Source organism: Methanobrevibacter sp. (assembly GCF_045586545.1).
GTDB lineage: Archaea > Methanobacteriota > Methanobacteria > Methanobacteriales > Methanobacteriaceae > Methanocatella.
Genome location: NZ_JAZNAN010000034.1, coordinates 24,010 through 47,595, shown reverse-complemented (window position 1 = coordinate 47,595; position 23,586 = coordinate 24,010). Strand labels below are relative to the sequence as shown.

The 23,586-nt window shown below is 34.0% G+C and carries 26 protein-coding genes; 6 read left to right on the top strand and 20 right to left on the bottom strand.

What is annotated here, in order from left to right; all coding sequences use genetic code 11:
- Window positions 1–15 precede the first annotated feature (15 nt).
- The 4 genes from ACKI3D_RS03255 to ACKI3D_RS03240 all read right to left on the bottom strand — a co-directional run bounded on the left by ACKI3D_RS03255 (window position 16) and on the right by ACKI3D_RS03240 (window position 4,655).
- Window positions 16–1,050 carry a TIGR01177 family methyltransferase gene (locus ACKI3D_RS03255; protein WP_407392318.1) on the bottom strand — a complete coding sequence of 345 codons (1,035 nt, stop codon included), beginning with the start codon at window positions 1,048–1,050 and terminating at the stop codon, window positions 16–18.
- Between the two features lie 6 nt (window positions 1,051–1,056).
- The gene (locus ACKI3D_RS03250) at window positions 1,057–2,250 is read right to left on the bottom strand and encodes a geranylgeranyl reductase family protein (RefSeq protein WP_407392316.1); all 1,194 of its coding nucleotides are present in this window, start codon (window positions 2,248–2,250) and stop codon (window positions 1,057–1,059) included.
- Window positions 2,251–2,260: 10 nt separating this feature from the next.
- Window positions 2,261–3,256, bottom strand: a complete 996-nt coding sequence (locus tag ACKI3D_RS03245) for a PH domain-containing protein (protein WP_407392314.1) — start codon at window positions 3,254–3,256, stop codon at window positions 2,261–2,263.
- 133 nt (window positions 3,257–3,389) lie between these two features.
- The gene (locus ACKI3D_RS03240) at window positions 3,390–4,655 is read right to left on the bottom strand and encodes a proteasome-activating nucleotidase (RefSeq protein ID WP_407392312.1); all 1,266 of its coding nucleotides are present in this window, start codon (window positions 4,653–4,655) and stop codon (window positions 3,390–3,392) included.
- Between the two features lie 154 nt (window positions 4,656–4,809).
- Here ACKI3D_RS03240 and ACKI3D_RS03235 point away from each other — a divergent pair, with 154 nt between their 5' ends.
- The gene (locus tag ACKI3D_RS03235) at window positions 4,810–5,304 is read left to right on the top strand and encodes a multiprotein bridging factor aMBF1 (protein WP_407392310.1); all 495 of its coding nucleotides are present in this window, start codon (window positions 4,810–4,812) and stop codon (window positions 5,302–5,304) included.
- Here ACKI3D_RS03235 and ACKI3D_RS03230 read toward each other — a convergent pair whose 3' ends face one another.
- The 11 genes from ACKI3D_RS03230 to ACKI3D_RS03180 form a co-directional block, all read right to left on the bottom strand.
- Window positions 5,305–5,736 (bottom strand): DUF356 domain-containing protein, encoded by a 432-nt coding sequence (locus tag ACKI3D_RS03230; RefSeq protein ID WP_407392325.1) that lies wholly within the window; start codon window positions 5,734–5,736, stop codon window positions 5,305–5,307.
- Window positions 5,737–5,769: 33 nt separating this feature from the next.
- Window positions 5,770–6,987 carry a hypothetical protein gene (locus ACKI3D_RS03225; RefSeq protein WP_407392324.1) on the bottom strand — a complete coding sequence of 406 codons (1,218 nt, stop codon included), beginning with the start codon at window positions 6,985–6,987 and terminating at the stop codon, window positions 5,770–5,772.
- A 44-nt stretch (window positions 6,988–7,031) separates the two neighbouring features.
- Window positions 7,032–7,478 (bottom strand): hypothetical protein, encoded by a 447-nt coding sequence (locus ACKI3D_RS03220; RefSeq protein WP_407392308.1) that lies wholly within the window; start codon window positions 7,476–7,478, stop codon window positions 7,032–7,034.
- 80 nt (window positions 7,479–7,558) lie between these two features.
- Window positions 7,559–9,298, bottom strand: coding sequence for a Mur ligase family protein (locus tag ACKI3D_RS03215; protein ID WP_407392306.1), 1,740 nt, complete (start codon window positions 9,296–9,298; stop codon window positions 7,559–7,561).
- Window positions 9,299–9,309: 11 nt separating this feature from the next.
- Complete coding sequence (locus ACKI3D_RS03210) at window positions 9,310–10,392, bottom strand: glycosyltransferase family 4 protein (RefSeq protein WP_407392304.1); 1,083 nt, start codon at window positions 10,390–10,392, stop codon at window positions 9,310–9,312.
- Window positions 10,393–10,461: 69 nt separating this feature from the next.
- The gene (locus ACKI3D_RS03205; RefSeq protein ID WP_407392302.1) at window positions 10,462–11,556 is read right to left on the bottom strand and encodes an acetyl-CoA carboxylase biotin carboxylase subunit family protein; all 1,095 of its coding nucleotides are present in this window, start codon (window positions 11,554–11,556) and stop codon (window positions 10,462–10,464) included.
- Window positions 11,553–11,978 carry a hydrogenase maturation peptidase HycI gene (hycI, locus tag ACKI3D_RS03200; protein ID WP_407392322.1) on the bottom strand — a complete coding sequence of 142 codons (426 nt, stop codon included), beginning with the start codon at window positions 11,976–11,978 and terminating at the stop codon, window positions 11,553–11,555. Before hycI ends, ACKI3D_RS03205 begins: the two co-directional genes overlap by 4 nt.
- 66 nt (window positions 11,979–12,044) lie before the next feature.
- Window positions 12,045–12,812, bottom strand: coding sequence for a methyltransferase domain-containing protein (locus tag ACKI3D_RS03195; RefSeq protein WP_407392300.1), 768 nt, complete (start codon window positions 12,810–12,812; stop codon window positions 12,045–12,047).
- Between the two features lie 23 nt (window positions 12,813–12,835).
- Complete coding sequence (nikR, locus tag ACKI3D_RS03190) at window positions 12,836–13,291, bottom strand: nickel-responsive transcriptional regulator NikR (RefSeq protein ID WP_407392298.1); 456 nt, start codon at window positions 13,289–13,291, stop codon at window positions 12,836–12,838.
- A gap of 116 nt (window positions 13,292–13,407) precedes the next feature.
- The gene (locus ACKI3D_RS03185; RefSeq protein WP_407392296.1) at window positions 13,408–13,875 is read right to left on the bottom strand and encodes a hypothetical protein; all 468 of its coding nucleotides are present in this window, start codon (window positions 13,873–13,875) and stop codon (window positions 13,408–13,410) included.
- Window positions 13,876–13,929: 54 nt separating this feature from the next.
- The gene (locus tag ACKI3D_RS03180) at window positions 13,930–14,574 is read right to left on the bottom strand and encodes a hypothetical protein (RefSeq protein WP_407392294.1); all 645 of its coding nucleotides are present in this window, start codon (window positions 14,572–14,574) and stop codon (window positions 13,930–13,932) included.
- A 72-nt stretch (window positions 14,575–14,646) separates the two neighbouring features.
- Between ACKI3D_RS03180 and ACKI3D_RS03175 the strand changes: the two genes are divergently transcribed.
- The 3 genes from ACKI3D_RS03175 to ACKI3D_RS03165 are packed head-to-tail and all read left to right on the top strand — an operon-like array spanning window position 14,647 to window position 16,392.
- On the top strand, window positions 14,647–15,201 hold the full coding sequence (locus ACKI3D_RS03175) for a DUF2115 domain-containing protein (RefSeq protein ID WP_407392292.1): 555 nt from the start codon (window positions 14,647–14,649) through the stop codon (window positions 15,199–15,201).
- Between the two features lie 10 nt (window positions 15,202–15,211).
- Window positions 15,212–15,748, top strand: coding sequence for a TIGR00730 family Rossman fold protein (locus ACKI3D_RS03170; protein ID WP_407392290.1), 537 nt, complete (start codon window positions 15,212–15,214; stop codon window positions 15,746–15,748).
- Window positions 15,745–16,392: a hypothetical protein gene (locus tag ACKI3D_RS03165; protein ID WP_407392288.1), complete on the top strand. Its 648-nt coding sequence runs from the start codon at window positions 15,745–15,747 to the stop codon at window positions 16,390–16,392. Before ACKI3D_RS03170 ends, ACKI3D_RS03165 begins: the two co-directional genes overlap by 4 nt.
- Before the next feature lie 10 nt (window positions 16,393–16,402).
- Here ACKI3D_RS03165 and ACKI3D_RS03160 read toward each other — a convergent pair whose 3' ends face one another.
- The 5 genes from ACKI3D_RS03160 to ACKI3D_RS03140 all read right to left on the bottom strand — a co-directional run bounded on the left by ACKI3D_RS03160 (window position 16,403) and on the right by ACKI3D_RS03140 (window position 20,919).
- Window positions 16,403–17,044, bottom strand: a complete 642-nt coding sequence (locus ACKI3D_RS03160) for a YczE/YyaS/YitT family protein (protein WP_407392287.1) — start codon at window positions 17,042–17,044, stop codon at window positions 16,403–16,405.
- A gap of 67 nt (window positions 17,045–17,111) precedes the next feature.
- Window positions 17,112–18,602, bottom strand: coding sequence for a glutamate synthase-related protein (locus ACKI3D_RS03155; RefSeq protein ID WP_407392285.1), 1,491 nt, complete (start codon window positions 18,600–18,602; stop codon window positions 17,112–17,114).
- A gap of 10 nt (window positions 18,603–18,612) precedes the next feature.
- Complete coding sequence (locus ACKI3D_RS03150; RefSeq protein ID WP_407392283.1) at window positions 18,613–19,281, bottom strand: tributyrin esterase; 669 nt, start codon at window positions 19,279–19,281, stop codon at window positions 18,613–18,615.
- Between the two features lie 9 nt (window positions 19,282–19,290).
- Window positions 19,291–20,208 (bottom strand): class II glutamine amidotransferase, encoded by a 918-nt coding sequence (locus ACKI3D_RS03145; RefSeq protein WP_407392281.1) that lies wholly within the window; start codon window positions 20,206–20,208, stop codon window positions 19,291–19,293.
- 246 nt (window positions 20,209–20,454) lie between these two features.
- On the bottom strand, window positions 20,455–20,919 hold the full coding sequence (locus ACKI3D_RS03140) for a HEAT repeat domain-containing protein (RefSeq protein ID WP_407392279.1): 465 nt from the start codon (window positions 20,917–20,919) through the stop codon (window positions 20,455–20,457).
- Between the two features lie 188 nt (window positions 20,920–21,107).
- Here ACKI3D_RS03140 and aksF point away from each other — a divergent pair, with 188 nt between their 5' ends.
- Both aksF and ACKI3D_RS03130 read left to right on the top strand, forming a co-directional pair.
- Window positions 21,108–22,097, top strand: a complete 990-nt coding sequence (gene aksF, locus ACKI3D_RS03135; protein WP_407392277.1) for a homoisocitrate dehydrogenase — start codon at window positions 21,108–21,110, stop codon at window positions 22,095–22,097.
- The gene (locus ACKI3D_RS03130; RefSeq protein WP_407392275.1) at window positions 22,098–23,567 is read left to right on the top strand and encodes a class I adenylate-forming enzyme family protein; all 1,470 of its coding nucleotides are present in this window, start codon (window positions 22,098–22,100) and stop codon (window positions 23,565–23,567) included. It begins immediately after the preceding gene.
- Window positions 23,568–23,586 lie beyond the last annotated feature (19 nt).

The window sequence follows — 23,586 nt, the reverse complement described above, 5'->3', positions numbered from 1 at the left end:
AATGTAACTATTTTTCTATAACTTTTTACGAATTACTGAAATAATCCTGGTTAAACTTCTATGCATTTTAATACCATACTGCTCTATAATCTCAAAGCCCACTTCATCGGCCATTGGTTTTAAATCTACATAGTGAGGACTAGCCATACATAATAATGCATCATCTCTCATGTTATCATAGATTGATTTAAAAAATTCTTTAAAAATATCTTCACCTTCAATATCCCCAGTTGAAGTAGATATTCCATAAGGCGGATCAGTTACAACACTGGACACCTTTTCATACATTTTAAGTTCACGAACGTCCAAATTAAATGTCCTGTAATCTTTGATGCCATAATAATCAAGATTGACGGCAGCCCCATTCTTCATTTTCCAATAGATATCCGAACCTACTACCTTACAGCCTATTAATCCTGCTTCAATCAATATTCCTCCAGTTCCACAAAACGGATCCAAAAGCAATTGCCCTTCTTTAACTCTTGACAGATTCACCATGCATCTCGCTAACTTAGGACTCATGGAACCCGGATAGAAAAATGGTCTTTTATGAGGTTTACTCTCTTCAAAGTGTTTCTTATTCAATTTAATTTTTTCAATAGCTATGAATAGCTCATCACCAAAAGCGACTATTCTGACTAATGATTTCGGTTTAGTCAAATTAACTTTTATATCCTCGCAATTTGCAAGTATCAAAGAGCCTGCTTTTCTTTCATATCCTACAGTATCAATGTCTGAATGGAATCTTTTTACACGAACGGCAAATGTTTCTTTAATGTATTGTGACCAATCAATACCTGAAACATCCTTTTCGAAATTATCCACATCGGATTTCAATATTACTTCATGAACCTCATGAGTATAACCCAATCTTTTTGTTAGAATTTTATAATATGCATCAATATTGTCCTGAGATATGTCTTTCAATATAACTAACCCATGGGTAATCACATCCATAGTGGCGTCTATGTCTTCACATTCCATTACTGCTTTTAATTCCGCTTGAGGCAACTCAGGATGTTCCTGTGATTGTATGCATAACAATTCCATTGTAACTCACCTTAACCCAAAAATTTTTCCAACTTTTTTGAAAAGAAATGATGGAACAATTTTAAATATTAATCCCCTTTTTATTACTTCTTTTACAAGTGTTGATTGAGTGTCCATATCCCCATACTCTGAAACCAGATATTCCCCATCATTTTCTTTAAGTTTTAAAAATAAATAATCTAAATCATCATCTGAAAATATTTTAAAAGCCTTTTGAACTTTAAATTGATAATTGAACTCCCTTGAATATTTCTTATTAAATTCCTTTTGATACTCCTTTAATATTTTTATATTGTCTGTTGCAATAGCTTCAACAATCCATCTAGATGCCATTTTACAAGCATCAAATGCAATTAATAAACCTCCGCCTGAAGTTGGTTTTACTTGTGCTGCCGCATCCCCAATCAGTAATGCTCTTGAGTAGACCATATTGTTTTTATCATTGAATATTGGTATGAAGCCTTTGTATTTCTCAACTATCTCATATTCAAAGTTTTCATTTAGGAAATCCTCTAAAAACTCATTCTGTTTTTTATGTGAATCGTCGGAAAACAATCCTACCCTATATAAATTATTCTTTAGTGGAATTAGCCATAAAAAACCAGGTACGATTTCTTCAAACATATATGCATCAACAAAGTCTGCACATTCGCTATCGGAACTTCTGAATTTATTAATATTGTCCTCATCAATTTTTACAAGCATTTGGGAAGCGTTGAAGTTCTTTTGAACATTGCCCATCTTATTAGATACGCCTGATTTATAGCCGTCACACCCTACAATAATCTTGGATTTAATTTCCTGATTGTTCTGAAGAAATACAATTCCCTTTTCAAAATCAAAATCAATAGCCTTTTGATTAATAAAATCCACATTATTTTTTAAAGCCTTATTGAATAAAAAGTCATCATATGCTACCCTATCTATAATATATGCAACGGTTTCATCTTTTTCTATATTTAAAATTCGATTTCTGGTGTGAAGGAATGCTCCCTTAACCCTATTTAGGATAATATTTTCTGGAAGCTCATTTAATTCAAAAATATGATTGCTTAAAATTCCTGCACATTGAAGAGGAAAACCAATTTGTGTTTTTTTCTCTATAATGCAGACGGATAAATCATTGCTGGAAAGATAATATGCAATAGTAGATCCTACCGGACCCCCACCTATTATTACAACGTCATAATCAAAATTCATGCAAAAAACCTTATTTTTTAAATTTATCGAAGTGTCTTCTAATAACTTTTTGTGGAGAATCTTCTATATCATCTACATTATCCGCATCATTTTTGGAGACTTCGCCATAACTTCCATCATATTGATTTTGAGAGGAATTATCATGATAGTAATCATCATTACCATAAGAATACTCATCCCTTACTTCATTATAATAACTATCTTGAGGATACTGGTTTTGAGTTTTGATATCCCTTCCAAATCCATTGTCATATGGCTCGTATTCATAATTATGAACTGGACTTTCATCAAAGCTCAAATTTTCCGGATAATAGTCATATTCTCTCCTTTGGTTGGCATATTTTTCATGGGTTATGGGAGTAATTACATCAAAATCATCATAATATTCATTTCTACCCAAATACTCATCATCCTCATCGAAATATCCTCTTTCCTGAGGTATTGATGGTTGATTGTATCTAGGAACCTGAGTCTGAAAATTTCTAGGCCCAACAATATGGGAAAATATAATCTCTTCAGCCTTTGAAGGATTTGAAATGTTTGACAATTCCATCAGATTATTGTCATATGCGCTAAAGACAGAAACTGATCCCACATTAAACAACTTGGCAAGAATACTTTGAGAAGTATTTACATCCTGAATAGTGGAATAAGGCATATAAGTTTTTTTAGTAGATAGAACGCCGGATTTAACGATAATTCTAGAATCCGTCAGCGTATATTCAATTGAATGCCATGCAATCAATTGCCAGATTATATAAAGTACAATAATAAGAATGACGACAAAAAGGGCAATGGCTGAATATCTAGTCAAAGAAAGCTTTACATAAGATATCATATATACCTGCATCTCACCGATGAATTTTATAATCATTGGAGAAACAAATAAAACAACACCTAATAGGATTACGCCGAAAATTGCTTTCTTGCATCCTAAAATCATATTAGGTTTTGTTTGATAAAGAATTCTTTCATTAACTCTATCATCATTTTTATTAAATAACATAATTATAGTATTAGAATTTACTTTTAAATAAAGTTTTAGAAAAAAAGATTAAAAAAATAAGCCTCAGCTCGCCCATCATTCATCACATATCAGAGCTCATAGGGTTCATCATCGGCTTATATTTTTTATGAAATTAACCGAACATCACACCGGCTTCAGTGTTGAACATTTCGTCTTCTTTAGTTTTATTCATGACCTTTTCAATAGCATCCATAAAGTCATTTACAGTGATTTTATCACGTTTTTCACGAATTGCAAACATACCGGCTTCAGTACATACAGCCTTCAAGTCAGCACCAGACAAATCTTCAGTAATCTCAGCAAGTGAGTCAATGCTGACTTCATCATCTAAAGACATGTTTTTAGTGTGAATTTTAAGAATTTCACGTCTTCCATCAACATTTGGAAGCGGAACTTCAATAAATCTGTCGAAACGGCCCGGACGTAAAAGTGCAGGGTCTAAGATATCAGGCCTATTTGTTGCACCAATAATACCAATGTCGCCTCTAGATTCAAAACCGTCAAGTTCTGCTAAAAGTTGCATTAAAGTCCTTTGAACTTCTCTATCTCCACTAGTGGAACTTTTAAGTCTTTTAGCTGCAACAGCATCAAGTTCATCTATGAAAATGATAGCCGGGGCCTTTTCTTTAGCAAGTTCAAATACTTCACGAACAAGTCTTGCTCCTTCACCAATGTACTTTTTAACAAATTCTGATGCTACAATCTTGATAAATGTAGCGTTGGTTTCATTAGCTACAGCCTTAGCAAGCAAAGTTTTTCCAGTTCCAGGCGGACCATATAACAATATTCCTTTAGGAGGTTCAATACCTACCTTTTCAAATAACTCAGGCTCTGTTAATGGCAATTCTACGGTTTCTTTAACTTCGAGTATTTGGTCTTCTAGACCGCCAATTTGTTCATAAGTAATATCTGGTTTGGTTTCAATTTCCATTCCAGAAACATTAGCATCTTTTTCTGATGGCAATACTTCAACAATACCGAATGTTTGTTGATTTAATGCTACCCTTGAACCAGGTACTAATAATTTTTCATCTAAGAATTTTGAGTAATTAACAAGAAAACTAGGACCGGTGCTACTTTTAACAGTCATTCTGTGATCATCTAATACTTCAGTAATAGTAGCCAATACTAAAGGAGGGGACCTAAACCTGTCAACTTCAGAACGTAAGGATTTGGTTTCCCTTTCTAGCCTAATCTTTTCATTTTCAATTAAGACTTTATCTTTTTCTAATTTCCTAACTTTCCACATTAAGTTACTTTTAGTTTTGGATCTTTCTTCCCTCATTAATTCAATTTCATCTTGTAGTGATTCTACCTTTTTAATTAACTGTTCTTTAGAAGAATTTTCCAAATCATTAAAATCATCCATGTGAATCATCTCCAGTTAGTACAAAATTTTTTTACAACATGTTACTTTAATAACAATTAGTAACTTTAAAGTATTTAAAGGTATTCATTTTACAGCATACTAACAAATATTAATAACTTAATATTATATAATTAAATAGAAATACTTTGGGGGAAAAATTAAAATGGAATGCGAAATTTGTGGTAAACCAGTACCTGAAAACAATCCAATAAGAGCAAAAATTGAAGGGTCAGTTATGGTTGTTTGTAAGGAGTGTTCAAAACTTGGTAAAATCCAAAAAGCACCTCCAAAACCAAAATTTGTAAGGCAGAATGAAAAGGGAAGAAAAACCACTAACGCCAGAAAAAGAAACTATTCAAGAAGAGACGAACCTACAGAAGAACTAGTCGAAGACTTTGCTTTAAAAATAAGAAACGCTAGAGAATCAAAAGACTGGTCCCGTGAAGATTTAGGCAGGAAAATTAATGAAAGAGTTTCTGTAATTACAAGAATCGAAACCGGTAAAATGACCCCTGACTTAAAGCTTACAAAGAAATTTGAAAAAGCCTTAAACATAAAACTTCTTGAAAAGGTGAATGATATAGATTTGAATCAATTTGTTAGTAACACCTCAGGCGAACGTACCTTAGGAAACATAATGAAAATCAAAAGGAAATAGCTATTTCATATAGCTATTTAATTTATCATTTTTTATATAACGATCCTTACCCTGGATTTTATAGTCAATTAAACCATCATTGCGGGCTTTATGAGAATTATATCCTGGAAACAGATCAGATGAGTCTAATTTATTGTTTAACTTCTCATAACCTTCATATTCATCACTGACAACTACTACATGAGCTGGAGGATGAATTTTTTTAATCTGCATAATGCTTAATGTAGGATCTTCCTTTACAAAAAATGCAGTAGCAACATTGGATTTTGTTCTAAGTTTTGAATTTAAAATCTCTTCTACTAAAGAATCTGCAAATTCAGCACTAATAACTTTTGGATTTGATACTAAATTTAAACTGGCATGGCGTTCCATGTCTGAAATAGCACTAAGCAATTTTGTATTATTTTCTCCTCTAACTAAAATCAAAGCCATATAAACCACTATAAAAAAAATTATAGGTGAAAATCACCTATCTTGGAAAGATTTTAATAGTCTACTTCTAAATACAACAAGCAATATCAAGATAATACCGACAGCCGTTTGAATACTACCCAATATAGTTAAAATATTTCCATCAATTGGTAAATCCCATGCCGGAGAAGACCTATCGCCTGGAAGTGAATTATAATAAACACCAACAGCCTTTGAACCTTGTTTTACGTTAATATCTTTAGGTTCAACATGGTCAACTCCCATTAAAAGACCATTATCAATACCTCTATTAATGGAACCTGCAATAGCTGATGCATCATATCCATATTTAGCAACGGATGCTTCTACAATCTCTTTAGTAGTAGCCGCCAGACCTGGCCTGTCACTACCATAAACAGAAACACTTACTGCATTAGAACTAACTGTTAAAGCGGCACCTAATGCCTCATATGCGTAAACAGTTCTAATTTCACCACCACAAACAGGACATTTACCATACGCTTCGGCTGCAGGATAACCCAACGCCCATCCACAATCATCACAAACTTTTGAATATTCCTCGTCCATCGGATAACCGGTGGCATTCATTTCTTTAGGAGTGAACATGTCATCTGTTGAAATACCGGATATGAGGTTTACTCCACCACCACCGTATTTTTCTCCTGAATCTCTGGCTACTTCTCCCATAGCCTCAGAAAGAATGGTGGTTGCAGGATAACCATCCCTAATCATTTTTCCAATATTGATTGCAGTTTCTTTTCTTACGGAATCCGCAGTACCATATAATGGGTTTCCAGCAGTATTCCTTAAGTGAATAATAGCTCCTTTTTGACCAGGTGGCAAAGTAGCTACCCCACTGTTATATGGAGTTACTTTAACTTCATTACTTACATCATCAACAGTAATTACATAAGCATTGAAAGAACCTCCAATAGCTGCACCAATAGTTGGACCACCGACTACAAGACGAGCTCCTTTATATTGGGATGCGATTGAAGCTGCTGAAGCTGCTGAAGCATTGTTTTCTAAATTCGCTACTGCATCAACGATGGAATCCAGCCTAGTATCGGAACTACCAGTACCCCCTGAGAGTACTGCAAAGTGATTGTTCTTAGACATTAAGAATGTAGATTGGAACATGTTGTCTGCATATGACATACTTCCTGCTGCAGCCCCGTTAGGATCCTGACCTGTAGGGTCTGTAATAACAATAATGTTACAAGTAGCTGCAACACTACTCATTGTCATCAATAAAATAACAAACATTACAAGTGCAATTTTTAACTTCCTCACTTTCATCCACCTGCATTCAATGTTTTATTGTCTAATTCAACTGAAGAAAAGTCTTCTATAACTGTAACTGTAACAACACCAGTATTCTTGTCTACTTGAACATCTGCCGCTGTAATAGGTTGAACAGATGTACCTGGTACTGTTGACCGTGTAGCAAATTCTTGAGCCGTCTGAATTGCATCTTGCAGCGAAACTTCTCTTTTGGAAGTTTTTAAAATATCCCCATATATTACACTACCTTCCCTGAAACCGGCCTGCATAACATTAGACCTGATTGTATCTACCGGAACAATGTCATTTCCTTTAATAATTACTCCAGAGATAGGGATACCATCATTTATATCATCAGAAGATGCGAAAGCCACATAAGTGATTAAACGACCACAAACAATTAAAATAAATGCTAATAATAAAATTATTAATGTGTCTCTCCTAATCTTTATAAACATGTTCGTTTCCTCTTGTTACAATATTCTAAGAAAGAATAAATTTATTCATTTATTATATTAAATTAATATGATATTTAAATTTATAGAATGTTATTTAATATTGACTCGGCAGGATCCATTCCTTGAGCGCCGATTAAAAGAATAATGTCGTTTTTATCTGCTTTATCATATACTGCAGTTAAACATTCCTTTAGACTTTCATAATGAGTGAATTCAATGTCATTTTGGTTTAAAACATTGAAAAATACCTCTCTTTCATCGTCTTCAACAAAATTCAAATCATTGACAACATCGCTGCTTGAAGATAAAATCAATTCTATATTGTCGTCCATAGATTCCACAAGCGCTTCAACATTTAGCTGATTGATTTCAACACCTCTTGAGCCTCTTATGGCACATACGACATATAATGTCTGATTTGGGTCAAGCAATTTTAGAGTTTCAGAAATTGTTGCCTTAATTCCATCAGGATTATGTGCAAAGTCATCAATAATTAACGGTTCATCATTCAATTTCGCAAAACGTCTGTTCAATGCTTTATATGATTTAACCCCATTAATTATATCATCCATATCCAAGCCTAAAGAGATGCATGCCCCAATAGCTGATAGGATATTTTGAATGAAATGATTTCCTTTAAATGGAAGTTCATCAACAGATAATATGGCCTTATCCTGATAAATTATATTTCCATCATCAAAGTAAACGGAATTGGCTTCATTCAATTTGGACATTGAAGTATAAAACGGATTTTGAGCATCTAGTTTCATTACGCGCTCATCATCATGATTTAATACACATGTTCCATTACCAATAGCTTCTGGAACTGCTTTAATTTCATCAAAGACTTCATCAATGGAGTTTACAAGACCAATATGGTCCATTGCAATATTTGTGATGACTCCGACTTTCGGCCTTATGGCTTCGCTCATCAATGCGGCATGATTTTTCATCAATTTTCCAAGCCAACCCTGGACCTCAGACACTTCAATTACAAGATAATCCAAATCCCCATTAGCTGTAACTTCATCGGAAATGAGTTTGGAAACCATAGGGTCTATCAATGTGTTAAATTCAGATTCGCTATCGGTATTTGTAAGTACATGATAGCCTGCATTATTTAAAATATGATAAATAAGATGGGATGTTGTTGATTTGCCGTTAGTGCCTGTAATAACAACATTTGTAGAATATGGAGAATACTTTTCAATAGCATGGGTAAGTGCCAATGCATTAGCCAATTCAATCTTATCTGTAACAATCAATGGGAAATTGAGTCTCCTGGCCATCTCAATAGCACCATCTTTAGGAGTCTGAGTAATCAAACATGCAATATTCTTATTAAAAGCAATTTCAACCCCTTTAGCATTAATCCAATGCCTGATTACTATGTCTCCAGTATGTGAATCGTTTAGAAATGTGAACTTGCCAGTAAAACCATCAATAGAGAAATATTCATCATTGCCTATGATTTTACCTTCAACTGATTTTGCCAAATCCTGAATATTCTTTATTTCAACCGTTGGAGAAACTACTAAAGAGTCTGTTAGCTGAATATTTTCTGTGATAATCAAAGGAAAACCAAGTCTCCTGGCCATCTCAATAGCACCATCTTTAGGAGTCTGAGTAATCAAACATGCAATATTCTTCCTAAAAGCAATTTCAACCCCTTTAGAATCTATCCATTCCCTTATTACAATATCTCCAGTATGAGCCTTAGTTAATGAAGTGAATTTTCCAGTAAATCCATCAATTGAGAAATATTCATCATTACCCACAAGTTCTCCTTCAATAGAATCAGCCAACTCTTGAATATTCATTTTATCACTCCTTAAAAGACATACATTTTAGCAAGTATTCCAATTATACATAACAGGACAGTAATGCCCCAGTAACTAAATACGATTTTTGTCTCTGACATTCCATAATGGTTTAAAGTATGATGTAGCGGTTCAACTGGTAACTTAATAATATGTGCTCTGTGCAATAAACTGACAATGACAGAAACGATAGGAACTCCTAATGCAAGAACTCCGAAGTATGGAATATCGCATAACAATACTGCAGCTGCATAACCTGTCCCCAATACAAATGATCCTGTATCTCCCATGAATATTTTGGCAGGATGCTTGTTAAATACTAAAAATCCTAGACATAATGCCGCAAGAATCAAAAATGGAGGAATTATTGTAGCCGGACCGAATAAATAACCATACACACAACATGCTATGGATGCGATTCCGACAATGCCTGCTGCAAGACCATCCATACCGTCAATTAAGTTAACTGAATTAATACAACCAATAACTGCAATAATGACAACAGGAATAGCCAATAAGCCTAATTGGAAACCTCCAATTGTGGTGATTACTCCAGTCAATCCTAAAAATAATCCTAAAACGATTTGGCAAATGATTTTTTCAAGTTCTTCAGGTTCAGTTTTAATTGGAACTTCACCTATTACCTCAACTTTACCTGCCTTAAGCAAATCATCCACTTCGGCTTTCGCCTTTGGAGTAGCTACACGAACTTCTTCACCAGGTTCGACATCCAATCTTCCAAGTGCAATGACTTCATCTGAAATATTAACAACGATTTTTTGAACTTCCTTAACTTTTAAACCTATCAAATCGTCAACTAATCCTACAATTCCTCCTGCAAGCATGATATATCCTAAAATCAAAATAGGAGTGTTTTGATAATACAATGCTATAATTAAGGAAATTGTAAATAGGAATGCGATTCCTCCCATTGTTGGAGTACCGCTCTTATGCCTATGTTCACTAACTATAGGATTATCAGCAATCCTTGCTTTAAGCAATATCCTTTTAACATACCAGGTAAAGAATATTGTCGCACATAATGTTATTAAAAAAAGAATTAACATATCTGAATTATTCATCTTACCACACATAAATCTTTAAACTAATAAGATATCTATTGGTAATACTATATAATTTTAATTATAAGTTATAACTCAGATTTATATCAATTTTTCAACTAGTTTTTCAAGTTCTTCTTTTGAATTGGCTCTAGCTGTAACCCTCTGATAGCCAACAGGACCATGTACAACAAAATCATTAACCTCAAAAGACTTTGCAGGCTCTTTTACGGCAGGCCCTTCATAATTACCGATTGGAATTTCAGTTGAGTAATGATATTCCAGTTTATCAGATATATTGGCCAAGCTGAACTCTCCGATTGCCATGTTAACCAATTCACATAATGAATTAACGCCGCAAGTGGCTGTGGTCAGATATCTTGTTCCGTTTGGACGGGTATTAACTTCAATGGCATATAACTGGTCTTTTTTGGAAGAATACATGAAATCCATTTCAAAAATACCGTCGGACCCTAAGTTTTTAGCTACTTTATAAGCAGTATGCTGAACCAGATTGTTATCCAATCCCTCAACTATACAAGGACCGGTTTTAACTTTATTTAATGGATGAACTCCTTCCAGAGTTGTTTCACCTTTATAAATTGGAGGCAGGGCAGCAAATTCTCCATTAAACCCTAAAACTTCGATTGAAATTTCAGATCCTTCAATGAACTCTTCACATAAAGCCTGGTCGAACTCTTTGAAATATTCCTGAACCTCTTCAATAGTCTTTGCAACTTTAATATCCTTTCCGCCTTGTCCTTTGCCCTGTTTCAACACTACCGGCAAATCGAGAGTTAACTCATCAGGACTATTTAAAATTTGATAATTAGGAGTTACAACACCAATACTTTCATAGAACTCCTTGGTTTTGATTTTATCGGAAGTTAACTCAACTGCCCTAACGTTTGCAGCAATGACTGGAATTCCATATTCCTCTTCAACTTCCTCTTTCATGTAAGCAACATCGATTAATGGAGGGTCAATTCCAATCAATGGAACTATAGCGTCAACATTCTGCATTAATGCAACTTGTTTTGGCCCATCCATACCCCGAGGAACAATAAATACCTGGTCTGGCAAATCCAAGTTAATGGCTTCCTCATTAGACTCTGTGAGAACACTTTCAATGTTCTTACTTTTTACATACCAATCAATATCATCGTATAATCTTGAACCAATAAATAATAATTTCATAATACAATCCCTTTAATCAATTTTATAAATTCATAAGCAGCAGTTTCAACTTTTGGAGTTAGCTTTTCACCCCAATCCATTGTTTCAGGTTCTATTCCAACAAATATCACCTTAAAATCTGTGTCCTTTTCCAAATATTTTACAAAATAAGATAAGGACATGGAATGAGTTGAAATTCCGATATTTGCAAAATCATTCTTATCCACGATTCTAATTTCACCCGGCTCACAATTCATCAGACACGCATCAACAATGATGACATGGGAAGGGTTTTCTTTTCTGATTTTGCCTGTGAAATTTTCAGGGACAGTTTCAGCATTAATAAGTAGAATCTTGTCATTTTCAATGCCTTCGTCAATTAATTTCCTAATTATAAAAGGTCCGACTCCATCATCGCTTTTAAGCTCGTTTCCTACACCCAATACAATTAGTTTTTTAAAATCATTTAAAAAATCTTCTAATTGACTTTCAAAAGACAATTTATCACCTTAACAATATTCGCTCTGAATACTTTCAATCCCTTTTCCCATTATATATTTTAGTTTAACATTTATTAAATCATTTACTTTTACTGATTTTTCATCTAATGGAATCAATAATGGTGGGTTCAGCATAGGTGATTGACCGATGATTAAATTATCGTTTAGTTTTGTGTATGTTGTAATTTTCAATCCATTTATTATGCCGTTTTTATTTGCTTTCAAAGACAAATCAGCTTCAAATTCCGGATTGATGTCATCCAGAAGATTAAATTCAGAATAAACAATTGGTTTTGAGAATTCTTCATAATTTACATCCTCATCCCAATGAATATAATGTCTTTCGAGATTTACCAATTCTACGGTGTTAATAATGGCTTGAGGAATAATTTTGCCATCCTCTTTTAAGAATTTTTTAGCATAATTTAAAACGGGGACTTCCTCTTCATCGATTAAAGCCGTATCCAACATTTCACAAACAATCAAATCCGCTTTCTTTGTAAAATTATATTCTAAAACATCACTGTTGACTACTTCAATATTGCTAAAACCTGATAAATTTTCACGAGCACAATCACTTGCTTTTTTATCGATTTCAATAGCAATTATTTCTTTAAAATAGTCACTTAAAAAATAAGATAAAACTCCACTGCCGCATCCTAAATCATAAGCCAAATCATGATTTGAATCATACTCCAATATAGCATGATAAAAAGCAGACAATCTATCATTATCCTTAAGCAAATCCGAATGATACGGAGTGGTTTTGAATTTCATGAAAAAAATAATAAAAAAAGAATTTAGTGGGAGTGATGGTGGTCATGGTCATGTGAGTGACCAGGTTCTCTAAATTCTTCTCCATTAGCAGTACTTGTAAGTTTTACGTGTTCAACACCTTTAAGTCTCATAATTCTTTCGGTTAAATCACGAATTTCCGCAATATCCCCATTTACAACAACAATCTCCATACAATATTTGTCAGTCATGTGAATATGCATACTGGTGTTGATTTCATTTCTGAAACTGTGTTGAATTTCTGCAAGATTTTCCATTACCCCAGTGTAATGGTGATCATAGATGATTGTTATAATTCCAATTCTTTCTCCTTCCATTGAATTCATCCATTGATACCTTACAATATAATCTTGAAGTGCATCACGAATTCCTTTTGAACGGGACTGATAACCTCTTTCTTTTAAAACCTCATCAAAGTCAGATAATAGTTTTTTTGGTAACGACATACTAATTCTCATCATAATAATACACATCAATATCAATTATTATATATATCTATAATTTTTAAATTATATAAATATTATGATTAAATGATAAAATAATATTACTATCATACATAATAATTTAAAAAAAAATATTAATTTACAAGGAGATAATATTCCCCATCGTCTTTATTAATTAGTTTAAGAAGCCCTTTATTCTGTAGAGATAAAATTATGTGATACATGCGAAAATTAGTGAGTTTTAAATCCCCATAGAGCAAATGACCTTCTAAAGTATATTTTGAAATTAAATTTTTATCATCGACTAACTCTTGAATTAATTTATATGATTCTTTTTCTTTCATGTTTAATTCCAATTCCTCAACATCCTTCTTGGAATCAACAGTATTGATTTCTTTTTCACTTTCAGATAAACTGGCCTTATTGTCCTTAAAAATAATCAGTTCCTTATCCTGAAGCTCATCCAGAATTTGAATTAAATCATATTCGTGGAACCCCAAATCATTCCTTAAAACATCTACAGGAATGCCTTCAGGATATTCAATATTGAATATTTTTATTTGGTTTAGAACCACTTCTTCATTTTTGGTAATGTTAATCATATAATCAGTCAATCGAATTTATAATAATAATTATTAAATTAATAATACTTATACTTATGTTAGCTGCATTTCATTTTCCAATGCTTTTGCTTCCTGCCTATTTTTTTCGGCATTCTCTTCTGGAGTCAAATCATAAGGCCTTGTGAAGAACAAGTCAATATCATTAACGACCTGACAGATGGACATGTGAAGCAATTCCTTTAATGCAAGGCTTTTTTGAACCCTATTTAAAGATTCATCCCCATAAATCCTATCATAATCTTCTTGATAGTCTTTGCGAATTTTATCTGGATCTAAATCAATATTAAGCTGTTCTTCATCATATTCTTCAGTTAAAACTAAAAAATTAATCAATTCTTCTTTTTCATCTGTAAAATCAGCATCTTCATTTTCAATAACCTCATGGAAATAACTGTTTACAGATTGAAAAACATCCCTTGATACATTGCCGTTTATTATATTGTCCATAAACAAGCCAAAAGTGTCTGAAATGAAATACTTTCCGTTCTCTTCTTTAGTCTGAAAAACCAATTCGTTTTCCACATTTGCAACATATTGAGTTAAACTAATATCCTGACCTTTTTCAAATGAATTAACGTTAAATTTAGTATTGTTTAATTTGTAATCGGCATTGACTTTTAATGCATTTTCAATATTTTCAATATCCTCTTTTGTAATCTCCATAAAATTTTCAGACATTTCATCTACCTCACATTAATTTTTATTTTTTGAATATTAAAATATTTATTTATTGAATTTTATAATAAAATCATGGAAAGTGAATGCATCCTAGTTGAACTTAAGGAATTATCTCCAAAAGAAAACATTACCAAAAAAGAACTAATGGACATTCTTAAAAAATATGCTGCAATCATATCAGTCTATGATTTGATGATGGCTACAGCCCACATGAGAAAAGATGGAGAGTTCGTTCATGCCAATTACCGTGAAAAATACTTGGAAGTGTATATTAAATATTTTATCATGCGCATGAAAGAAGTTCTTATGAAAGAAGATTATGAACATGATGCAATCATTGACAAGATAGCTTTTGATGAATCCTTTCCGATGCTTGAGAGAACTTTTGAAAAGGAAAGGTTGACCGCTTCAAAAGATGACAAGTTTCCATTGATTTATGTGATTACCGCATTATATACTACATTTATTTTAGAAGAACCTATTCATCCCGTTGGAAGTGAGTTCCCGGGAAGTTTAAAAGTAGAAGAGATAAACGGAGAATACTTCTGCCCTGTTAAAGAAAATCAAAAAGATAATGTTAATGCAATTTGTCATTTATGTTTAGCTGAGCAAACACCCGATATCTAGGAGTTATTTTATGAATATCTGCCTTTATGGATCTGGAAGCACAAAAATAGATAATATTTTTACTGACGAAGCATACAAATTAGGTTGTGAAATGGCTAAAAAAGGCCATACCCTTATTTTTGGTGGTGGCGATACCGGAATGATGGGTGCATGTGCCCATGGAGTTCAGGACAATGGCGGAAAATCAATCGGAATAGCTCCAGAGTGGATTAATGACTTTGAACCTTTGTGTGAAAAATGTAGCGAATTTATTTATGTAAACTCAATGGATGAAAGAAAAAGGAAATTTGTAGAACATTCCGATGCATTTATAATCTCTCCTGGAGGAATTGGAACCCTGGACGAATTTTTCGAAATTATAACCCTTAAAAAGTTAAAGCAAGCAAACCAACCAATAATAGTATTTAACATTGATAATTTTTATGATAAAATGCTTGAAATGATTGATGAGATGGCTCAAAAAGGCTTTCTATACAAACAGGAAGAAATTTTTAAAATAGCCAATACAATTGACGAAATTTTTGAATATTTAGAGGTGCGAATGTGATAAGCGATAGCGAAGCTTTAAATATTGCTAAAAGACTAGAACATGCAGACAATATCGATATTAAAGAAACAATTGAAAAAGCAACAACTGCAGGGTATCTAGGAGAAAAACACTTTTATTGCACTGCTATTGAAGATGGGGGCCTTACACACACAGTTCCAGAAATATTGGGTGACAGATACAAATCAATACCTTTGGATAATTTATATTATGATATCATTTCAAAATCATTGGACTTTGACGGAATATATATTTCACTTGCCTACTGCACTTCACATTTAAGAATCTCTGACGATGACTGTGATGAGGTAATTGAATTTGATGAATATGAACTGGATGAAGACGAATACGAATATCTTGAAGAGCATGTTTTGATTACCTCAGATTGCGTGAAAAAATTCAAGATATATGCTGAAGAAGGAATATCAGGTCATGAGCGAACAGAAGATGTCGGACTAATTGTAAACATTATCGATGGAGAATACAAAGCTTATTTTGGACTTAGGTCAACCGATTTATGCATGTCCAGTTTTCAAGTACTTCCGTTTGGCCTAAATTATCAAAAAGAACATCCATTATCTTTTAAAAATCCAATAAATAAAATATTGATTGAAATGATTTATGAAACAATTGTCTTCAAATGAAAACGCTGATTCATTCTATTAATTTCAATATGAAGGAATCCAAATATTTCTTTAAGACTTTCACGATTGGGCCAATAATTATGGCAGAAATTACTGTACCTTCACGAACACCCGCAAGATAACCTAAAAATATTACAGATAAAATAGCTGCCAGAACAACCATTGAAGTGTCGACAAACGGTTTTACAATCGAAAACTCTTTTTTCAATACTTTTGAAATTGCTACAATTACCCCATCTGCCGGAAGATAAACGATTTCCGTTTGGATTTCCAATAAAACTCCAAAGGCAACAACAAGACAGCTGAAGAGCAGCAAAGCCATTTGACTTATGTAATCAGTCGGATTAATGAAATTAACAAGCATCAATGAAAAATCAACAAAAGCAGAAAATATTGTTCCAACAATTAGCTGCAGGTATTGCCTTTTTTCGAAATCTTTTCTAAGAAGAACAATTTGAATAAAAATAAAAATGAGAGTAAAAACAAACATTACTTCCCCTACAGTCAATTTTGTAATTAGACTGCTTACATAAGGAAGGCAAATTAAAGGAGAAGTTCCTAGATTAGCTTTAATGGATAATGAAGCCCCTAGAGATATTATAAATAAAGAAAGAATATAAATAAAATACCTATTGAATTTTTTTAATCCCATAGTTAATGATTATTTTTTAAAGAATAAATATTTTAAAAAAAATAAGAATATTTAGAGAAATGAATCTCTAAATTCTACCTACACCTGCCATAGGAACACCGGTCAATGCTGATGCTTCTAAAGTAAGTGATCTTAAGTTTTCTTTTTCAAGTTTGGTAATGTGAGTATTTCCCGCCTGCTGAACCAGCATACAAGCTTCATCTGTCATTGTGTTAATGTAGTTTGCTACATTTTTACCCATCTCTTTATAATCAAGCCTGTGTCTTAAGGATAAATCCTGTGTAGCTATACCTTTTCTGCATGTTCCAGTATAACACATTTGACAGACTCTACATCCAATTGAAATTAAAGCTGCTGTTGCAATATAGACTGCATCTGCACCTAAAGCTATTGCTTTAGCTAAATCAGCACCTGAACGGACTCCTCCAGCAGCAACTAAACTGACTTGATCCCTTAAACCAATTTCTTTTAGTGCCATATCCGCTTCTACAATTGATGCTACAGATGGAATTCCGGAGTGTTCCATGATTACCTCAGGACCCGCTCCAGTTCCACCTTGCATACCATCTACTACGATTATATCTGCTCCACCTTTTGCCGCTATCTTTACATCTGAAGCAACTTTACCTGAAGCAAATTTAACCATAATTGGTACTTTCCAATCGGTTATTTCACGTAACTGTGATATTTTCATACTTAAATCTTCAGGACCTACAATATCCATGTGTCTTGCAGGTGAAAGTGCATCGGACCCTTCAGGAATGTTCCTGATTCTTGATACTTCTGCAGTAACTTTTTCACCAAGCAAGTGTCCTCCCATACCGGATTTTGCGCCCTGACCAATTTTGATTTCGATTGCATCACCTTTTTTGAGATAATCGGCTGATACTCCAAATCTTCCAGATGCATATTGTGCTATTAGCTTGTCAGCAAGTTCACGCTCTTCTGGAAGCATTCCTCCTTCACCAGTATTTGTTACAGTTCCTGCAAGAGATGATCCAATAGCTAATGCCATTTTAGCTTCTTTTGATAGTGCTCCAAAAGACATCGCACCAATCATAATCGGAGTGTCAATTTTTAAAGGATTCTCTGCAAATCTGTCTCCTAGAACCACATCTGTTCCACATGGTTCTCTGTATTTGTCAATTGGCGGACGTGATACTTGTGCCGGAATTACAACCAAGTCATCAAAGTCCGGAATTTTTCTTAAAGCTCCTGTACTTCTGAGTTTATATGATGCTGTCTGTGATTGTCTGACGATTTCAACAATGTCCGAGAATCCCCAGCCTTGTCTTGCATCTTCAGGTATTGCATTTACTTCAATTGCCCTGTTCGGACACATTTCAAGACAAATTCTACATCCAACACATTTTTCCTGGTTTAGTGGATATGGATCACCTTGAATGATTTCATAAACTCCATGAGGACAATTATTAAAACATGAAAAACATCTTCCGCAGATTTTTTCATCCCTGTCATCACATAAATACCAGCAGCATCCTGGCCTTCCAAAATTTTTTTTACATAAATCTGGATTTCTTTCAACTCTATATGGCATATTAACACTCCTAATGACCATAGAATGGTCTTGTACTTTTTGGAACTATTTTTTTAAATTCTGAATAATCATCAATATCAAAATCATATTTACTTAGTGCTTCTTCAAGTTCTAATGAATCTTGAAAGGTCATTTCATCGAATTTGGCATTGTAACCTAAGCTTTTAACGCTGCCTCTAACATAAACGACCCCACGAATGATGGACTCGGCCACATCATCTCCGACATCTCCCAAGATAATGATACGTCCTCCCATCATGAAAATGCCTGTCATGAATCCGGAGTTCCCACCTATTATTATGGTTCCGTTTTTCATGATTTCCCCAGTTCTTGAACCGACTGATTCTTTAACAACCACAAATCCATCGTATATTCCTTGACCTGCACCGTCACCAGCGGATCCTTCAACTACCACTTCTCCACCAGTCAAGTTATCTCCTACAAACCAACCGGCATTTCCGTTGATTTTGATTTTTGGCTTATCACACATGCACCCTGCAAAATATCCCACAGAACCATCGAATTCAATTTCAACATCTTCTGTAACTCCGGCGGCAAGGTAATGTTTTGCATTAGGATTTTTAATAATGATTTTATCATATTCTGCTGCAGCATCTTTAACAATTGAGTTAATTTCACGGGGAGTTAAATTTTCTGCATTGATTTCCTTTACTTCCATATCAATCACCTATATTTCATATACCATTACTTCACCTGGAGAGATTTGCTCTACATGGTGTGTGTCAACTACTTCTCTTAGAGATACTTCTTCTGATGCTATTGCAAATACATCATCGGTTTCTGCCATTACACCTGGCCTTAAACCAAGCTTATCCTTTGCAATACCAATTCCCTGTGGGGTTCCAATAATATATGAGAATGGACCGTCCATGTCTTCAACAGATTGCTCCAGTGCTTCTTCAAGAGAATAACCAATGCTTAGTTTATCTGCGATATAGTGAACTAAACATTCTGTATCATTGAATGTTTCGAATATGTGTCCTTTTCTCTCTAGAGGATCACGGATTTTCCAGTAGTTTGTAATTTGTCCATTGTGAACAACTGAAATATCACGGACAATGTATGTTTGGAAAGGATGTGCATGGTATCTGTCCACTCCACTTTCTGTTGAAAATCTGGTGTGACCTATTGCATGAGTTCCTTTTACACTTCTTACATCATATCTCTCTGCGATATCAAGTACGGATCCAACATCCTTAATCATTTCAAAGTCGTGGCTTCCGTTAAGTACAATTACATCATCTAAAGTATCGATTTTTGTAATTAGAGGTTTTAGCTGGCTGAATTCATCTAAAGATATTTTACATTTGTAAATGAATGAATCTCCAACGGAAGGTATGATGGCGTCATTTTTAATTGGAGTTTGAAAATTGATTACATCTTTGACTTTATTAAGTAATTTTTCACTTTCTTTAACTTGGATTTTTAATATGTATTCATTTTCCTGTAAACCTGTTCCACCGTAAATTGAGTAACCCGCTGAATCAGGCCCTCTGTGTTGCAATTGGTGAAGCATGTTTGTCATGTCATTTCCAATATTATGTAATTTTTTATCTTTATAAACGATTCCAGCTATTCCGCACAATTTTAAACCTCCATCATATTATTATCATTAGTCGGAAAATTATTTCCGTATTATACTTTAACAGTACAAGTATATAAATGTGTTGGAAAATACCTTCCGACTAGAAAAAAATCTGAAAAAATCTATAAAAAATTAAAATATATTAAACAATGTTCAGAAAAATTAATTATTTAGATAAAAAAATTGAGTAAATATTCAAAAACATATAATTTTGTATCATTAAAAAAAGGAATAAGAAATAAATAATTATTTCTTAATAGAAGCTATTGCGCTTTGTGCACCTTGTTTTACAAAACCGCTTTCATCATCAAGCAATTCTTCAAGTGCAGGAATAGCTTTTTCATCACCGATGTTACCAAGAGCCCAAGCAGCTGCTCCCCTTACTCTCCAATCTTCATCAGCTAAAGTTTCAATTAAAGGGTCAACAGCAGGTTCACCCATACGGGATAAAGCAGTTGAAGCTTCCCTTCTAACTAATTTATTATTGTCTCTTAAAGTTTCAATTAAAGCAGGAATTGCTTTTGGTTCATTGATTGCACCAAGTAAAGTTGCTGCATGTAATCTAATGCCTTTTTTTCTGCTTGATAATGCATCAATTAAAGAATCAAGTGCTTCATTACCCCTTAATTCTAATTCTCCCATTACATCTTCAACAACGAAATCATCTTTATCGTTCAATAATTCAATTAACTCATCGATACTTCTTTCCATTTCAATCCCTCACCAATTCAATAAGGAAATATACATTAGTATATGTAGTTAATATTAGTTATAACTTTGGTCATATAAAAGTATTTCGATACTATACGAACAAATTTTTGAGAAAAATAAAACTAACATTATATAGAAGTAAACTTAATATTATTAATATAAAAACAAAATTGTGTCAAGGGAAAATAATGTATGATATTGCAATAATATGTGGAGATGGAATAGGCAGAGAAGTGATGTCTGCCTGCGAATATTTGCTAGACAAACTAGATTTAGAATTTAGTTTTACCCATGGTGAAGCCGGTTTTGACTGTTTTCAAAAGAATGGCACTACATTACCTGAAGAAACTGTTAAGATTGCCAATAAAAGTGATGCAGTACTATTCGGAGCATCAACTTCAACACCAGGACAGCCTAGTCCAATCATTAACTTAAGAAAAGCGTTGAATGTATATGCAAACATCAGGCCTATCAAGTCATACAAAGGAGTTAACTGTATTCGAGACGACATCGATTTTGTAATTGTTAGAGAAAACACAGAAGGATTATACTCTCAGGTCGAATACGGCGATGAAAATAAGATGATAGCTGAAAGGCACATCACAAGAAAAGCTTCAGAGCGAATATCAAAAGCAGCATTTAACCTATGCATAAAAAGAGAACAGAGCAAAGTAACCTGCGTTCACAAAAGCAATGTTTTGAAAAAAACCGATGGTGTCTTTAAAGAAAGTTTCTACAAAATAGCAAAAGAATATCCTCAAATTAAATCTGAAGACTACTATGTAGATGCAATGGCAATGTATTTACTAACCCAACCTCAAAACTTCGATGTTATTGTATCAACCAACTTGTTTGGAGACATCTTGTCTGATGAAAGTGCAGGGCTTGTTGGAGGATTAGGATTAGCTCCATCCGGAAATATCGGAGACCACAATGGCCTGTTCGAACCAGTGCATGGATCAGCACCGGACATTGCAGGAAAATACATTGCAAACCCTTGTTCCATGATATTGTCCGCTTCAATGATGCTTGATTATTTAGGAGAATGGGAAGTTTCAAACGACATCAAAGCCGCAGTTGAAAAGGTAATGGCAGACTGCAAAATAAGAACTCCTGATCTTGGAGGGGATGCATCAACCATGGACGTTACAAAAGCCATTGTAAGGGAGTTAATTTAAATGTTGAATATTACTACTTTTTTAGATGCAAATTCAAAACGCTTAGATAAAAATGTTTTATACAACCCTACAACCGGGAACAAATACTCATCCGGTGAAATCCTATCAATCGTTTCTGAAATTGGCCGAGACCTTAAAGCTTTGGACATTGGGAAAGGAGACAGGGTTTTAATCTACCTGCACAACTCCGAAGAATATCTATTTTCACTTTTTGCAATATGGAGAATAGGTGCAATAGCCATCCCTACCAATAGGGTATTTACCGCCGCTGAGCTCGAATACATTGTAGATGACTCAAAAGCCAAATTAATGATTACAGATACAGATGCCGAAGGCATCATTTCCATTGACACTTACATTCCAGGAGATATTGTAGAGTTTAAGGATTGTGAAATCTTAGAAGCTGAAAATACCGAGTGGGACGATTTATGCCAATTACAATACACCTCCGGAACTACAGGCAAACCTAAAGGTGCAATGCTTACCCATGGAAATTATTTTACAGCAATCCACAATGAATGTGATGTGTTGACATTAAAGCAGGACGACATATTTTTAGGAATTTATCCAATGGCCCATGTCGGCCTATCCTGGGCAATTTCAGCCCTAAGAGCCGCCGCTTATTATATCCTGATAGAGCAGTTCGATATGGACGAATATTTGGAGTTATGTGAAAAAGAGAAGGTTACCGTTTTAAGCGGAATGCCTCCTGTAATACACACATTAACTACAATTGATGCTAGAAAACACCTGAAAACCGTTCGGGAAATAATTTCAGGTGGAGGACCACTGCATAAAAAGATATGGAAAGATTTCCACCAAACATATCAAATTCCAATCATTAACGCTTACGGATTATCAGAAACCATTGTAATCGGAACTGGTACTGTTATCAGGCCTGAAGATTACTGGGAAGCCGATAGGTTTGAAAGCGTAGGTCATCCAGTTTGCTTTTCAGAAGTTAAAATCGTTGATGAGGATGATGCCTCCAAAACCATACCAAAATATGAACAAGGAGAAATTGCGCTTAGAGGACCTGCAATTGCCAAGGGATATTGGGGTAATGAGGAAAAAACAAAAGCATCATTTTTAGAAGATGGATGGTTTTTAACAGGAGACATTGGATACCTTGATGAAGACAATCGTTTATTCATTACAGACCGTAAGAAAGACATGATTGTAATGAGCGGATGGAAAATCTATCCGACAGAAGTGGAGGAAGTCCTAATTAAATATCCTGCAGTTAAAGAAATAGCTATTTTTAGTATAAATGACTGCCATAGGGGTGAAATACCTGTTGCAGCAGTTGTTTGGGAAAATGATGCTGATGAAGAAGGATTACTCGAATATGCCCGTGAAAACTTATCCAGATATAAAGTTCCAAAAAAAATATTTGCACTCGATGAACTTCCAAGAGTAAATGGATGGAAATTGCTTAGAAGAGAATTAAGAAAAATGTTTAAAATTTAAAAAAAAGAAAAAGCAACTA

Bases quoted from the DNA above. Each gene is read 5' to 3' on its own strand.
- ACKI3D_RS03210 (WP_407392304.1), bottom strand. From the start codon at position 10,392: ATGTGTGGTAAGATGAATAATTCAGATATGTTAATTCTTTTTTTAATA.
- ACKI3D_RS03250 (WP_407392316.1), bottom strand. From the start codon at position 2,250: ATGAATTTTGATTATGACGTTGTAATAATAGGTGGGGGTCCGGTAGGA.
- ACKI3D_RS03230 (WP_407392325.1), bottom strand. From the start codon at position 5,736: ATGGCTTTGATTTTAGTTAGAGGAGAAAATAATACAAAATTGCTTAGT.
- ACKI3D_RS03160 (WP_407392287.1), bottom strand. From the start codon at position 17,044: ATGGGATTAAAAAAATTCAATAGGTATTTTATTTATATTCTTTCTTTA.
- ACKI3D_RS03220 (WP_407392308.1), bottom strand. From the start codon at position 7,478: ATGTTTATAAAGATTAGGAGAGACACATTAATAATTTTATTATTAGCA.
- ACKI3D_RS03175 (WP_407392292.1), top strand. From the start codon at position 14,647: ATGGAAAGTGAATGCATCCTAGTTGAACTTAAGGAATTATCTCCAAAA.
- aksF (WP_407392277.1), top strand. From the start codon at position 21,108: ATGTATGATATTGCAATAATATGTGGAGATGGAATAGGCAGAGAAGTG.
- ACKI3D_RS03130 (WP_407392275.1), top strand. From the start codon at position 22,098: ATGTTGAATATTACTACTTTTTTAGATGCAAATTCAAAACGCTTAGAT.
- ACKI3D_RS03255 (WP_407392318.1), bottom strand. From the start codon at position 1,050: ATGGAATTGTTATGCATACAATCACAGGAACATCCTGAGTTGCCTCAA.
- ACKI3D_RS03180 (WP_407392294.1), bottom strand. From the start codon at position 14,574: ATGTCTGAAAATTTTATGGAGATTACAAAAGAGGATATTGAAAATATT.
- ACKI3D_RS03185 (WP_407392296.1), bottom strand. From the start codon at position 13,875: ATGATTAACATTACCAAAAATGAAGAAGTGGTTCTAAACCAAATAAAA.
- ACKI3D_RS03245 (WP_407392314.1), bottom strand. From the start codon at position 3,256: ATGTTATTTAATAAAAATGATGATAGAGTTAATGAAAGAATTCTTTAT.
- ACKI3D_RS03240 (WP_407392312.1), bottom strand. From the start codon at position 4,655: ATGATTCACATGGATGATTTTAATGATTTGGAAAATTCTTCTAAAGAA.
- ACKI3D_RS03170 (WP_407392290.1), top strand. From the start codon at position 15,212: ATGAATATCTGCCTTTATGGATCTGGAAGCACAAAAATAGATAATATT.
- ACKI3D_RS03150 (WP_407392283.1), bottom strand. From the start codon at position 19,281: ATGGAAGTAAAGGAAATCAATGCAGAAAATTTAACTCCCCGTGAAATT.
- ACKI3D_RS03195 (WP_407392300.1), bottom strand. From the start codon at position 12,812: ATGAAATTCAAAACCACTCCGTATCATTCGGATTTGCTTAAGGATAAT.
- ACKI3D_RS03235 (WP_407392310.1), top strand. From the start codon at position 4,810: ATGGAATGCGAAATTTGTGGTAAACCAGTACCTGAAAACAATCCAATA.
- nikR (WP_407392298.1), bottom strand. From the start codon at position 13,291: ATGATGAGAATTAGTATGTCGTTACCAAAAAAACTATTATCTGACTTT.
- ACKI3D_RS03205 (WP_407392302.1), bottom strand. From the start codon at position 11,556: ATGAAATTATTATTTATTGGTTCAAGATTATACGATGATATTGATTGG.
- ACKI3D_RS03215 (WP_407392306.1), bottom strand. From the start codon at position 9,298: ATGAATATTCAAGAGTTGGCTGATTCTATTGAAGGAGAACTTGTGGGT.
- ACKI3D_RS03155 (WP_407392285.1), bottom strand. From the start codon at position 18,602: ATGCCATATAGAGTTGAAAGAAATCCAGATTTATGTAAAAAAAATTTT.
- ACKI3D_RS03140 (WP_407392279.1), bottom strand. From the start codon at position 20,919: ATGGAAAGAAGTATCGATGAGTTAATTGAATTATTGAACGATAAAGAT.